Raw genomic sequence first — 12,988 nt, forward strand, 5'->3', positions numbered from 1 at the left:
TAATAGCATCGACAACGTTACTTGCTACTTCTTTAATAGTTTCCCAAGTTTTTGCTACTGCACTCTTAATCTTGCCCCAAGTGCTTTGCTCTTGTTGTACTTCTACCGATTTAGCTAATTTAGAGGTATGTTCTTTGATATTTTTTTCCAATTCTTGTTCTATTTTAGAAAAAGGTTTATTAGAATCTTGCAGTGATTCTTTAACGTTACTCAGTAAATTATTTTTGATTTCTTGCCGCTGTTGCTCATTAATACCGATCTTTTGTTCTACTAAGCCTTGATTCAACTTATAATCCAAGTTTTTTTCTACAACAGCTTCAATTATTTTAGGATTTTCTTGTCTGATTTTTTCTACTGTTTTAGCAAGTGGATCATATATTATATTGGCATTCCACGTTTCAGTAGCATTACCAGCAGTCTTAGGAGTATTTAAATAACGCTGTACCAATGATTCTTTGTCCAGATCGCTAAATACAGGGGCTTTCATTTCTGGAGATTTGGTTAAATCAAAAGCAAAATTCAGTGATGGCTTTAAATTATGTAATAATTTTCTTGCATCTGTGGTCTCATGGTGCTTGCCTGGTACTGCATGTTCTAATTTAGCGGTCTGAGGATCAAATACAATTCCTGATGGAGCTCCTTTATCACCAATATCTGCGGATTTAATATTCACTGTTGCATGCTTGCTTAACTCTCCTGTGACTCTGGCTATATTATCATCTGATACTGCTTTAGATTGTGGTGATCGATCTCGCCCTCCAACTAAATAAGCATCTAATTTTGTGCCTTCCGGGAAATTTGCAACAACATTTGCTAGTGATGTGGTGTCAGTAAATCTATCGACATGCGCTAAAGCGGTTTTTTTTGTTACAGGATCATGAAGAATAACCGCAACACATTGTTGTATATTATCAGTACCTATTTTCTTATCTGAAAAACCAACTTCATGCTGTTCTACCCTGTCTGCAGTATAATCAACTTTACCTTGCTGCAGATCATAGCCCACTGCATAATGTTCTAACGCTTCTTTATGTTTTCCCTGTGCCCTATTGATTCCACCTAGTGCTAATCGTGCGCTCAATTCTTGAGATTGATCATTGTTTTTTAAACTATTCTCTAAAGAAGTTTGATTCTCTTTTTCATATTTTTCAAGAGTGCCGTTTGCTTGATGTGTAGTTGCAAGGTTTTTATAAGCTACTTCAGCATTATAATAATCTTTGTTTTCCATAAATACAGCTGCGCTTTTCTGAAAATTTACTGCAGCTTCTTGATGCTTTCCTAGCGCATGCTGAGTTACAGCAATGTTAGAATATACAGATGCTAAGAACTGGTTGTTTGGTTGATCCTTAGGAATAATCTGTTCGGCAGTTTGAAATTGCTGTAAAGCTTTTTGTGTTTGTCCTTGAGATAAGAATTGTTGTCCCTCATTATATAAGCGATTAACATCAGGTGGAGGAATATAAGGTGGTTTGGCACTTAGATATTCAGAAAAGCTGGATTTTAAAGATGATAGCTGATTTAACATCTCAGTTTGAGTTTTTTCTGCAGCTTGTCCATCAATTAACATATAATTATCTATACCTAAGAAATTAATTTAAAGTCACTAATTAGAGAACTCTAATAGAATAAAACTATTCTATTAAGAATACTTTTGAAAACTTGCGTCTTCGGTATGCAAGTTTAGAAGCATTTTGCGCTTCAATCCGCAGCATACATAAAATTTGTTCGAATCTCTACCTCGGCGTAACAACACAATTGTCTGTAGGAGCAGAGTGTGAGAGGTCTAACCTAAAATTATATATTCAAGCCATAGTGCTAGTCAATTAACAACCTAAAATTTTATGAGATTTAAATTTTGATTCCTAATCTACTGCAAGTAAATTTGGTAAATTATAAAAAATTTCTACAAGAGATCTATTCTAAATCTGATTGATGCGACAAATTCATGCCGTTCCATCGTTTTATAGTAGGAGTGTCAATATTAAATAAGTCTAGTACTCTGGCTACCGAATGATTTATAAGATCATTAATATTTTCTGGAGAATTGTAAAAAGCAGGCACAGGTGGAGCAATGATGGCGCCATATTGTGATGCTTGCAGCATATTTTGTAAATGTCCAATATGTAAGGGGGTCTCTCTAATCATTAAAACTAATCTACGTCTTTCTTTTAAAGTTACACCTGCTGTACGGCTAATTAAATTATCTTCATAACTACAAGCAATTGAAGCTAAAGTTTTCATACTACATGGGGCAATTATCATGCCCATAGTTTGAAAAGAACCACTAGCTATTTTAGAACCTACATCTGTGTAGTTATAAACATAAGTTGCCAAACTCTTTACTTGTTTTATTGAGTAGGTAGTTTCTTGAGTGATTGTTAGATAAGCAGATTTTGAGATAATTAAATGACTTTGTATATTATGACATTTTAGATGCTCAAGTGCTTTTATGCCATAAATTGCACCTGATGCTCCTGAGATTGCTACCACTATTTGAGGGATATAGTTATTGTTCATTAGGTCTTCTTGCATAATTTATTCTAGTTATTCATTAGACCTTGCTCACAAACTCTACTTCTGCGGATGATTTGTACAACAGGTCCGGTACTCGAATCCGAAACAAACCTAGAGTGCGCTGCGGGTCGAGGTTCCGTGTCTCCTTCAAATCCTCTCCCAGAAGCGAGTTTCGAAAGAGGTTTATTCTGTATTTTTGTCTAAAAAATTTCTTAACTATACAAACGCTTCATCCCGAAACAAGTTCGGGGTGACATCTTTTATCTTATGTAATGAGCTATATATTTATCTTTTTTTCAAATTTTTAAAAGAAGCTGTCTAATATTCTTAAGGTTGAGCGTATAGAAAGGGGAGCGTTATTTGGTTAAAATTAGTTTTGCGCTATTTGTAATCAAGAAGCTTCGGTTATTATAATCGTAGTTATTGGTAGTATACGCCGGCTCGTGTGTAAGATTTATCTACACTCCGAGCAAATTCGGCGTCAGTAAAATTTTAATCCACCTAACTCGTGGATATCACAGATGTAATATTAAAAAGATGAAATAATTAACGCAATATTTAAAACATATATTGTAAGCTACTCAAAATAAATTAGTTGCAAGCATCTTTCATCTTTTTTCCGGCTTTAAATACCGGTTGTTTATAAGCTGCAATGTGCATTTTTTCACCTGTTTTAGGGTTGCGCCCTTCTCTTGCTTGTCTATTTTGTACTTGAAAAGAACCAAATCCTACTAAATTAATATCGTGTCCTTTGCTTAAAGCCATGATAACACTATCTGTTACGTTATTTAGAGCTCTTTCAGCATCGGCTTTTGAGTTGCCTGAAAGCTCTGCCATAAGGCTAATCAGTTCTCCTTTATTCATATATTACTCCTGTTTAATTTATTGACGTGAATTCTGGTTATAATCAGGGATGAAACACAAGTGTTGCCTGACTATAGTGATGATATAACAAATAGAGCATTGATAGCAACTGGAACTATTATGTTTGATATTTTAATAGATTATTTATCTATATAATTTAAATTGTATTGCTGCAATCTTGCATCATAGTACAATTCTTGGGTGATTTAATCTAATGCTTTTGCAAATTATCTAGAACTGATTTAGTAGTTTAGTGAGCTGATTAGTGTCATTGAGGTTAGCCAGTTCCTGGTAGCCGCCTATAAAAACTTCGTTAATAAAAATAAAAGGCACTGTTGATTGCCCAGTTTTGTTGCGTAATTTTGCGTATTGTTCTTTATCCCAAGTGATATCTATATCGATGTAAGGTATGTCTTTATTATCAAGTAGTTTTTTGGCTTCAATGCAGAAAGAGCATTTTTCTTTGCCATAGATGACAATTTTTCTTTTATATTCTCTAACGTCTTTAGCTTTTAGGTCTTGACTGTATATTGTATACGCAAGAAAGCAGAGTAATGCTACTATTGGTAGATAAAGACCTTTTATCATTAGACCTCTTGCATAACCTAATCTTAGTTGATAATTTTGTTGTCAGCACTTGACTCAAGGCGCAGCATGTACTAGCAACACTTGCAATTCTCGTCTGTATTTTCCCTAAAAATTCTTCAACCATTTTTAGGCTATGCAAGAGGTCTATTAGCTGCACGATGTAATCGTTGTCAATATATCACACTATTTTGTTCTAATGATATAAATGCGTTGATCTATAAAACATAGCAAAACTATTTCATTAAATCTATACAAATAAAATAATATCAATTCCTACCATAGCATTATACTAAATTCTTGATTAAATATCAATAATTATTAGATTCTATAAATATATTTAGTTAAAGATAAAGACGCTTGTATGTTCAGAGTTGCAATAATTTACCCAATATCAATTGATAATATATATACAAAAGGATAAGATATTTATTATGAAAATCTGAAAATCTATATTTTCAAACCAATTATTTATTCATGGAGTATTTTGTAATTTATGATCTCTAAAAACATTGAAGTTATCTTAAATAAGGCTTTGGCAATAGCTAATGAATATCATCATGAATATGCGACATATGAACATTTGCTACTATCATTGCTTGAGGATAGTGATACGCAAAAACTATTTAAATATTATAAAATTGATGCTGATATTGTTGTAAAAAAACTACGTCGGTATTTACAGCAGGATTTAGCAGAATTAGTGAACCGTGATAATCTGGATGAGATAAAGCCCACTGCCGGGTTTCAGCGTATTATTCAACGAGCAGCAATTCATGGTCAAGCTAATGGGTTAGCTCGTGTTAGTGGGGCTTATATGCTTGCCGAGTTTTTTTTAGAACAGGAAGCATATGCTGTTCATTGTTTGCGAGAAAGCAATATAACCAGACAGCATGTATTGAGTTATCTAGCAAAAAACAGTGGTAAAAAAGGATTACGGCAGTCTCAATCGGAACCTTATTCAACTTTATTATATGATAATAAAGCTAAAGTTGAAAAAAATAAGTGCAATCATGATAATATAATAAAAAATAAATCCCAAATGTCAAAATCAACATCTCAACATATAGAATTGGATACTTATTGTGTTAATCTAAATGTAAAAGCACGTGATGGTAATATAGATTGTTTAGTTGGTAGACAAAATGAAATCCAAAGAACCATAGAAGTATTGTGTCGTCGTCGTAAAAATAATGCTTTATTGGTAGGTGAACCTGGGGTAGGTAAAACAGCAATAGCCGAGGGGTTAGCGCTTAGGATAGAAAAAGGAGATGTCCCTGATGTGCTAAAACAATCTGTGGTTTACTCCTTAGATATAGGTAGTGTAGTTGCTGGAACAAAATATCGTGGAGATTTTGAAGAAAGAATAAAGAAAATATTTGCTGAGCTTAAAGCTAGACCAGAAATTATCCTGTTTATTGATGAAATACACACAATAATAGGAGCTGGCTCTACTACCTCTGGTGCTTTAGATGCCAGTAATTTGTTAAAGCCGGCATTTGCTAAAGGCGAATTACGCTGTATCGGTTCTACTACTTTTCGTGAATATCATAATTATTTTGAAAAAGATATGGCTCTTGTACGACGTTTCCAAAAAATTATTATAGATGAGCCTGATGAGCAAACTACAATTAATATTTTACAAGGTCTTAAAGGGTACTATGAAAAACATCATAAGGTTAAATATGATGATGCAGCTTTATCCGCTGCTGTAATATTGTCCGTAAGATATATCAATGACCGGCATCTACCGGATAAAGCAATAGATTTGATGGATGAAGCTGGAGCAAGAAAGAATATTAAAAATATGCCAGATAGTACTCCTATTGTTACAGTCAAAGATATTGAAGAGTTAGTATCAACTATTGCTAATATTCCTAATCTTTCAGTGAGTGCAAGCGATATTGTCGGTTTAAGAGATTTGGAAGGAAATTTAAAAAATTATATCTTCGGACAGGATGAAGCAGTTGCCAAACTGGTTGCAAGTATTAAATTATCACGAGCCGGTTTGAAAAAGAATACACGTCCAACCGGTTGTTACCTTTTTGCCGGTACTACTGGTGTAGGCAAAACCGAGTTGGCAAAACAGCTGGCCAAATTTTGTAACATGGAACTTATTCAGTTAGACATGTCAGAATTTTCTGAAAAACATTCAATGTCCAGGTTATTAGGTAGTCCACCTGGATATACTGGTTTTGATCAAGGGGGGCAGTTAACTGAAGAGGTAGATAAATATCAATATTCAGTAGTATTATTTGATGAAATCGAAAAGGCTCATCCAGAAATTCTCAATTTATTACTGCAAATTATGGATGAAGGCACAATAACTGATAACACTGGTAAAGAAGTTAATTTTAGTCATACTATTATTATATTAACCACTAATCTGGGATCTGAGGCTGCCACAAAGACTCCTATGGGCTTTAGTAGAAATGATTATAGTAAGAAGCATAATGCAAGTTTAGAAGCTATTAATTTGGTGTTTACTCCAGAGCTTCGTAATCGCTTGGATAGTATTATCATATTTAATCCTTTAGATGATAAAATCATTAATATGATAATAGAAAAGAATCTAAAAGAGCTAGCTGCTCAGTTAATTGAACGTGATGTGCAAATTTCAGTTAATCAATCGGTGACTAAATATTTAGCAAATAATTGTTTGGCTCAAGAAAATGGCGCACGTATTTTAGATCGAATAATTGATAATACTTTAAAGCAGCCAATTGCTGATGAAATTTTGTTTGGTAAGTTGCAGAATGGTGGTAGCGTATCAATTGCCGCAACTAAGTCTGGTGACTTAAAATTTAAATTTGTTGGTAAATCAAAAACTGAATCTACCAATCAACTAGAATATAGTGGAGAGGTCTAGGAGCATGTCAGATCAGTAGATAAAATTACCTCTTATATCTACTGATCTGACATGATCTAATATTATTCTTGACATATTATAGCAGGAAATGTATTTATTTCTTATGGGTACTAAAGTCTAAATAAAAATATAGAGTGTTGAACGTGAAAACTTATTCTGCAAAGCCATCAGAAATTAATAAAAAATGGTGGGTTATAGATGCAAAAGATGTGGTTCTTGGAAGATTAGCAGCTGAAGTATCAAAGATGTTGCGTGGTAAACATAAAGCTAGCTTTACTCCGCATATGGATTGTGGCGATTATATAATAATAGTGAATGCTGCTCAAGTACATTTAACTGGTAAAAAATCTGATCTTAAGGATGGGAAATTTTATCATCGGCATACAGGATTTCCAGGTGGAATCAAAACTACTACAGCAGGCAAAATGTTGGTTGGAAAACACCCAGAGCGTGTTATAAAACTCGCTGTAAAAAGAATGATAACTAGAAATGTTTTGGGTTCCAAGCAAGTTAGCAATCTGTATGTATATCCAGACGATAGTCACCCGCATCAAGCGCAGCAACCTGAAATATACGACTTTGGGAATAAAAATAATAAAAACAAGAAATTAAATTCATATGATGATAAGCACTAAAAGTAGCACGACTGCAAAACAACAGACCGAGCAAAGCAAAAGTAAACAAGCTTATGGAACCGGTAGAAGGAAAAACGCTATTGCCAGAGTATGGGTAAGTCATGGTACGGGAGCTATTATAGTAAATAAAAAATCATTGGATCAATATTTTCCACGTGAGGCTCATGTAAAAACCATTTTGCAGCCCTTGGCCATGACTAAAGTGCTCGGTCAATATAATATTACTTGTACAGTAAAAGGTGGCGGTTGTTCAGGACAAGCAGGAGCAATAGTACACGGTATGGCACGAGCTCTAAATGAGTTTATTCCAGAATTACATCAGATGTTACGTAATGGTGGTTTCTTAACTAGAGACTCAAGAGTTGTCGAACGTAAAAAATATGGTAGACATAAGGCTCGTAAGAGTACTCAGTTCTCAAAACGTTAATGGATTTGTGCAGTTAGTGGTTGTTGAAATTTAGCTGCCTAAAATTATAGCAAAATTACTAAAATTCTGATATTAGCTCTCTCTTAAAACGCAACTTGATACGAGAGAGGTAGTATCAAAAGACACCACGCCTGACTTGATGACCAATATAATTTTAGGTTTGTTAAGAAATGCTGATCTGCCTGTGTATAAATCATCTGCAATAATGTATAGTTTCTGAGAGCCTGTCTTGAAAGTCTATATAAGAGAGGAAGTTTTAGGAAAAACGAAGTCGAGTACCGCAGCGTACTTTTGGGTACGTGAGGAACGGAGACGAGTTTTGACAACAAAATTACCTCTTATATAGACTTTCAAGACAGGCTCTGAGAGATGCTTATTAAATTTCAGGAATAAACTTTAGAGTTGCTATAGGTTTCATTAGGTATAGTAAAGCTATAGAGTAAGCCTACAAAATTTTGTACGTAGTGCCAGTGATATAGTAAGCATTGTTCATAGGTTTTAGAAAAAGTCATCACTGTGAGCAAGTGTTTACTCGCACGGCAACCCGCTCTTTAATAAGGTGCGTGGCTCTCTCTTACTCGAGTTGATTTCTGGGATCACCACGGAGCTTAATGACTTCTCGTGATGATACCTTGTAGATGACATACTAACATTCAAACTAAAAAACTCGTGAACACTCACGTGAGAGAAGCTATAGCTAAAGTCAGTAAGCTTGGGACGATAAATTGCAGCATGAACTGCGCAAAGCGTAAGAATACGTGAGCACATGTGAAGTGCGTAAAGTTTAAAGAGTAAAAGGCTCTGACCGACGCTATATATAATATTTTATGGCGAGGTAGCTCAGTTGGTTAGAGCAGCGGAATCATAATCCGCATGTCGGGGGTTCAATTCCCTCTCTCGCTACCATCAGAATATTTTATTTTTACTATATCACGATTGAGAAAGCTCTACATTTCTTGATAAACATTCGAATCTATGCCCATCAGTAACTCTAAGGCCTGCAAATTATCGTTATCACAAATTTCTTCCACAAAATCTTTACAATTAATACTAAGATGACTCATTAAGCTAATCAGGTGTGATGTAACTTTATTACCATGATTATCTGAGAACTTTTTTAATAACTTAGGATAATTTAGTAGTATATTATCATATACAATTTCAATGAAACTAAATATATTGCAGGAGGAGCATTCCCATCTCTTGCCTCAATGAAAGTAATAATAAGATTATAACTATTTTCTTGGAGTAAATAATGATTTAAAGAGTTATAGTTTTGTTTAGAGAAATGAATTATTATTTTCTGAATGATTTTTGTTACTGATTATTATTTATATATCAAAATTAAGCAATTCCTTAGATTCACGTAACCCTAGACATAAATCAAACAGTTGGTTCATATATTTTTCCCTGACAATATGTAAACTATGCAACTGTAATCTACGTAATTCTTTGGTAGTTATAGGCAAAGAGTAACAAATTTTTACCAAATCATCATCGGTAGCGAAATGTCTTTTAGGGATATTGATATTGATTGCACAGCTTTCACGGAAAGCGGCAATTATTTGCATTCGATAAATAAAATCTTTAGAACGGTCTTGAAATTTTACCTTTTTCCAAGCCTCAGTATAGTTTACAGTATAATTTTCTGTTTTTAATAAAGTGATAATTGCATTATTATAAATATCATTTAAGTGATGAGAGTCTATAATGTTCTGTAAATATTGATAAAGTGAGTGCAGATATTCTACATCTATAATTGCATATTGTAACATTTGATGTGGTAATGGACGTTGTAGCCAATTAGCTGTTTGATAAGTTTTATCGATATCAACCTTACAAATAATTTTGCATAAATCACTATAGCTTAATGCAATCCCTAATCCCGTCACTCTAGCGGCAAGTTGCGTATCAAAAACATTCTTTGGTAATTTTTTAAAAATATGATAAAAAATTTCAAAATCTTCTCGTGGAGAATGAAATATTTTCAAAATTTGATCATTTAACAAGATATTTTTGATTTTAGTCAGATTTAAACCAGCGAGAGCGTCGACCACTAGCTGATGTTTATTGCTAATAATTTGGATAATACTTAACTCTGCATAATATGTGTGTCTACGCTCAAACTCAGTGTCAATACAGACTATTTTTGAGTCATTAATGATGATATCACAAAATTCATCTAATTGTTGTTGAGTATTAATTAGTATCATTTGGTTTGAGTTAATCTAATTAATATTAATTGGAATCTTCCATTGCACTGTTTTCTCCAGCAACTGATATTTCTGTAGTATCTACCAGCACATGCAAGTGATTGATTGGTTCGATGGTAATATTCTTTCCTATTTTTAAATGCTTTACATAAGTTGCTCTTTGTAAAATTAGAGTAGCATTATTGTCAATTATTAATAGCATAACCATCTTGATTTTTTTCTAATTTCATAAATATCAATCAATTTGCAAATAATTTAATATTTATAATATTGCCAATAGTTTTAAGTAGATTTTGTATTAACAATCTATAAATTATATTACCAATAATAATTACAAAAATAATAATTAAAAAAGAGTAAAGAATATCTGCTGGATAATGCATTGCTAAAGTAATCCGTGATAAACCAACCATCAACACTATACCAGCAGCAAAGAGCTTTTGTTTGACATTTAAATATGACCAAATACAATATGCTATCAATAAAGCAAGGCCTGTATGAGCACTAGGAAAGCTGGACAGACATCTTTCCGTACTAATGTCAGTTATAGTGACAAAATTTATTGGTGGTGATGAACAAAATGGCCTTGGTAAATTAAAAGAGAATTTAAGCAAGCTATATACCAAACCAAAAACTACATATATAATCCCGATTTTTGCTAGTTCATTATAAATAAGCCAAAATTTTAAATTTCGTTGAGTGATGTCAGAAATTTTTTGTAATTTTAGATAAAAATAAATAGCACTTACTATATAATATACAGCAAAATTACCAATAAAGAAAGACCAGGTAATAATTTGTAAAAAATATGGCAATATACCAATATTAGTGCTAAGGTTTATCAGTACAAATAATTTTTGATTCCAACCGTAAAAATTATAAAATATTTCAAACATCTTATTGTATATATATGTTTCAAGTAACAGTGTTAGGTTGTGGAGGGTCAGTTGGTGTACCGATGATCGGTTGCAGCTGTAAAGTTTGTAAATCAAATTCACTCTACAATAAAAGAACTAGATCCGCAATATTTATTAGTGATGAGAATAGTAATATCCTGGTAGATTTTGGTTTTGATATAAAAGATCAAATAGTGCAAGCTGAAATAAATAAGCTAGATGGAGCAATATTAACACATGATCATGCAGATCATGTCGCTGGGATTGATAATTTAAGGTTGTTCACACGAATTCAGCAACGGCCTTTAAATATTTACACTGATTATACTACAGCTGCAGCAGTGGAGCATCGGTATCAATATTTATTTACTAATAAGCAATTGATCATGAATTCCATAGGTTTTTTTGACAAATTAAATATAGGAAACCTTAGCTTACAGCTATTTCGGCAACATCATGGATCAATTGACAGTATCGGGATTAGGATTAAAAATTTTGTATATTCCAGTGATATAGTTGATTTTCCGGTAGAGTCTAAGCAATATTTGTATAATATTGAGATTTGGGTTTTAGATTGCACTGGTGATCAATCTAGTAAAACTCATGCTGGACTTGATAAAATATTGCAATGGAATGAAGAATATCAACCGCAGCAAATCTTCTTAACTAACATGCAGCATACCATTGATTATCATGAAATATCAACCAGGCTACCAAAGAATATTAGACCATTATATGATGGTTATAAGTTTATAGTCAATTAAGTCGAATTAGCATTGAGGTCACAGGCTATATCCAATAGTTGTTGCTTGGTTATAGTAAAATCACTATCTATCCATAAGGACTTAAGCTTTGAGAGCATGGTACCTAAGGCCTTACCATGGAAACCAATTTTTAATAAATCATTACCAGTAATAGGAAATAGTGGTTTTGTGGTGTTAATATGTGTTGCTATAAATTCTTTGGCAACTTCGGAATTGGTATAACTCGTTACTACGACTGCCGTAATATATTCTGGATAATTATCAAAATTTTGCCATAATTTTTTTAACATATAATATATTGGTAGATGCTGCGATTCTTGAATTAAACTCAAGATATTTAATATTTCTTCTGAATCATGTTTAGAAAATTTAAAGCTAAGTAGTTGTTGGTTAGTTAAAGAGATTTCAGCATGAAACAATAGGCTGTATTTAATACTTCTTGTGAGTTTAATGCTAATATTTTGAGCGAAGTCATTACCTTTTGCTAAGGCATTATAATCCCATTGCCAGGGAAAAATATACGGCAGTATATTTTGATTATCCATTTGTTGTAGGATAGTGGGTGCATTATCTGAGTCAATTAAACGATCAATTTCTGCTTTAATTCGCTCAAAAGATAGAGTGCTTAATTTGTGTTTTAATTCAGCACAAGCTTTTAAGCCCTCAGGATCAATTCGCTTGGCGTAGTCACATGAGAATCTAAAAAAACGTAATATCCTTAGGTAATCTTCTTGAATGCGTTGCTGTGGTATACCAATAAACATGACTTGTTTATCTGATATATCCTGAATACCATTAAAGTAATCATAAATAGTTTCTGTGAATGGACAGTAACTAAGTGCATTAATGGTAAAATCACGCCTTGCGGCATCTTGCTTAAAATCTGTGGTAAATACTACTTTGGCATGTCGTCCATCACAGCCTATATCTTGGCGTAAGGTAGTAATTTCAAAACGCTCATTACCTATAAATGCACTAATCGTACCAAAAGCTACTCCTGTTGGTACGATCTTAAGATTATTTTTTGTTGATAAAACAGACATTACCTGTTCAGGTAATAAGGTAGTATTAATATCAATATCGAAATTCGGTTTACCAAGTATAGCGTCTCTAACACAACCACCAACTAATCTAGAAAGACCACCGGCAGAGTTTAAATATGACAAGATTTGTTTATAGTAGCTAGATTGTATAGTAAGCTGTTTATATATATACACATTA

At 33.1% G+C, this 12,988-nt stretch carries 11 protein-coding genes, 1 tRNA gene and 1 pseudogene; 5 read left to right on the top strand and 8 right to left on the bottom strand.

The genetic code is table 11. From position 1 onward, the window contains the following. Positions 1-601 precede the first annotated feature (601 nt). From Trichorick_RS04665 to Trichorick_RS04680, 4 genes and pseudogenes are all read right to left on the bottom strand, one after another. A pseudogene (locus Trichorick_RS04665) lies at positions 602-1,081 on the bottom strand (hypothetical protein); the annotation flags it as partial. An 833-nt stretch (positions 1,082-1,914) separates the two neighbouring features. Further along, on the bottom strand, positions 1,915-2,517 hold the full coding sequence (locus tag Trichorick_RS04670) for a UbiX family flavin prenyltransferase (RefSeq protein WP_323737865.1): 603 nt from the start codon (positions 2,515-2,517) through the stop codon (positions 1,915-1,917). Between the two features lie 588 nt (positions 2,518-3,105). Further along, entirely contained in the window at positions 3,106-3,378 is a 273-nt protein-coding gene (locus Trichorick_RS04675; protein WP_323737866.1) for an HU family DNA-binding protein, read from the bottom strand. Between the two features lie 231 nt (positions 3,379-3,609). Further along, positions 3,610-3,966, bottom strand: a complete 357-nt coding sequence (locus Trichorick_RS04680; protein ID WP_323737867.1) for a glutaredoxin domain-containing protein — start codon at positions 3,964-3,966, stop codon at positions 3,610-3,612. A 493-nt stretch (positions 3,967-4,459) separates the two neighbouring features. Here Trichorick_RS04680 and Trichorick_RS04685 point away from each other — a divergent pair, with 493 nt between their 5' ends. The 4 genes from Trichorick_RS04685 to Trichorick_RS04700 all read left to right on the top strand — a co-directional run bounded on the left by Trichorick_RS04685 (position 4,460) and on the right by Trichorick_RS04700 (position 8,800). Further along, positions 4,460-6,832, top strand: a complete 2,373-nt coding sequence (locus tag Trichorick_RS04685) for an AAA family ATPase (RefSeq protein WP_323737868.1) — start codon at positions 4,460-4,462, stop codon at positions 6,830-6,832. Between the two features lie 143 nt (positions 6,833-6,975). Then, positions 6,976-7,467, top strand: coding sequence for a 50S ribosomal protein L13 (gene rplM, locus Trichorick_RS04690; protein WP_323737869.1), 492 nt, complete (start codon positions 6,976-6,978; stop codon positions 7,465-7,467). Further along, complete coding sequence (gene rpsI, locus Trichorick_RS04695) at positions 7,454-7,894, top strand: 30S ribosomal protein S9 (RefSeq protein ID WP_323738878.1); 441 nt, start codon at positions 7,454-7,456, stop codon at positions 7,892-7,894. The genes rplM and rpsI overlap by 14 nt, the downstream gene beginning before the upstream one ends. Before the next feature lie 829 nt (positions 7,895-8,723). Further along, positions 8,724-8,800 (top strand) — tRNA-Met (locus Trichorick_RS04700). 425 nt (positions 8,801-9,225) lie between these two features. On the opposite strand, the gene Trichorick_RS04705 is transcribed toward Trichorick_RS04700, so the two are convergent. From Trichorick_RS04705 to Trichorick_RS04715, 3 genes are read right to left on the bottom strand one after another with little or no spacing between them, the layout of a single operon-like run. Next, the gene (locus tag Trichorick_RS04705; protein WP_323737870.1) at positions 9,226-10,107 is read right to left on the bottom strand and encodes a ribonuclease D; all 882 of its coding nucleotides are present in this window, start codon (positions 10,105-10,107) and stop codon (positions 9,226-9,228) included. Between the two features lie 25 nt (positions 10,108-10,132). Further along, positions 10,133-10,309, bottom strand: coding sequence for a hypothetical protein (locus Trichorick_RS04710; protein ID WP_323737871.1), 177 nt, complete (start codon positions 10,307-10,309; stop codon positions 10,133-10,135). Between the two features lie 37 nt (positions 10,310-10,346). After that, entirely contained in the window at positions 10,347-11,003 is a 657-nt protein-coding gene (locus Trichorick_RS04715) for a phosphatase PAP2 family protein (protein WP_323737872.1), read from the bottom strand. Between the two features lie 14 nt (positions 11,004-11,017). Here Trichorick_RS04715 and Trichorick_RS04720 point away from each other — a divergent pair, with 14 nt between their 5' ends. Further along, positions 11,018-11,767, top strand: a complete 750-nt coding sequence (locus Trichorick_RS04720) for an MBL fold metallo-hydrolase (RefSeq protein WP_323737873.1) — start codon at positions 11,018-11,020, stop codon at positions 11,765-11,767. Here the strand turns inward: Trichorick_RS04720 and Trichorick_RS04725 are convergent. Next, the gene (locus Trichorick_RS04725) at positions 11,764-12,984 is read right to left on the bottom strand and encodes a CCA tRNA nucleotidyltransferase (RefSeq protein ID WP_323737874.1); all 1,221 of its coding nucleotides are present in this window, start codon (positions 12,982-12,984) and stop codon (positions 11,764-11,766) included. The genes Trichorick_RS04720 and Trichorick_RS04725 overlap by 4 nt on opposite strands. Positions 12,985-12,988: the final 4 nt, after the last annotated feature.

Source organism: Candidatus Trichorickettsia mobilis, from assembly GCF_034366785.1.
Taxonomy (GTDB): Bacteria; Pseudomonadota; Alphaproteobacteria; order Rickettsiales; family Rickettsiaceae; genus Trichorickettsia; species Trichorickettsia mobilis_A.

Bases quoted from the DNA above. Each gene is read 5' to 3' on its own strand.
- Trichorick_RS04670 (WP_323737865.1), bottom strand. From the start codon at position 2,517: ATGAACAATAACTATATCCCTCAAATAGTGGTAGCAATCTCAGGAGCA.
- Trichorick_RS04675 (WP_323737866.1), bottom strand. From the start codon at position 3,378: ATGAATAAAGGAGAACTGATTAGCCTTATGGCAGAGCTTTCAGGCAAC.
- Trichorick_RS04680 (WP_323737867.1), bottom strand. From the start codon at position 3,966: ATGATAAAAGGTCTTTATCTACCAATAGTAGCATTACTCTGCTTTCTT.
- Trichorick_RS04685 (WP_323737868.1), top strand. From the start codon at position 4,460: ATGATCTCTAAAAACATTGAAGTTATCTTAAATAAGGCTTTGGCAATA.
- rpsI (WP_323738878.1), top strand. From the start codon at position 7,454: ATGATAAGCACTAAAAGTAGCACGACTGCAAAACAACAGACCGAGCAA.
- Trichorick_RS04705 (WP_323737870.1), bottom strand. From the start codon at position 10,107: ATGATACTAATTAATACTCAACAACAATTAGATGAATTTTGTGATATC.
- Trichorick_RS04710 (WP_323737871.1), bottom strand. From the start codon at position 10,309: ATGCTATTAATAATTGACAATAATGCTACTCTAATTTTACAAAGAGCA.
- Trichorick_RS04715 (WP_323737872.1), bottom strand. From the start codon at position 11,003: ATGTTTGAAATATTTTATAATTTTTACGGTTGGAATCAAAAATTATTT.
- Trichorick_RS04720 (WP_323737873.1), top strand. From the start codon at position 11,018: ATGTTTCAAGTAACAGTGTTAGGTTGTGGAGGGTCAGTTGGTGTACCG.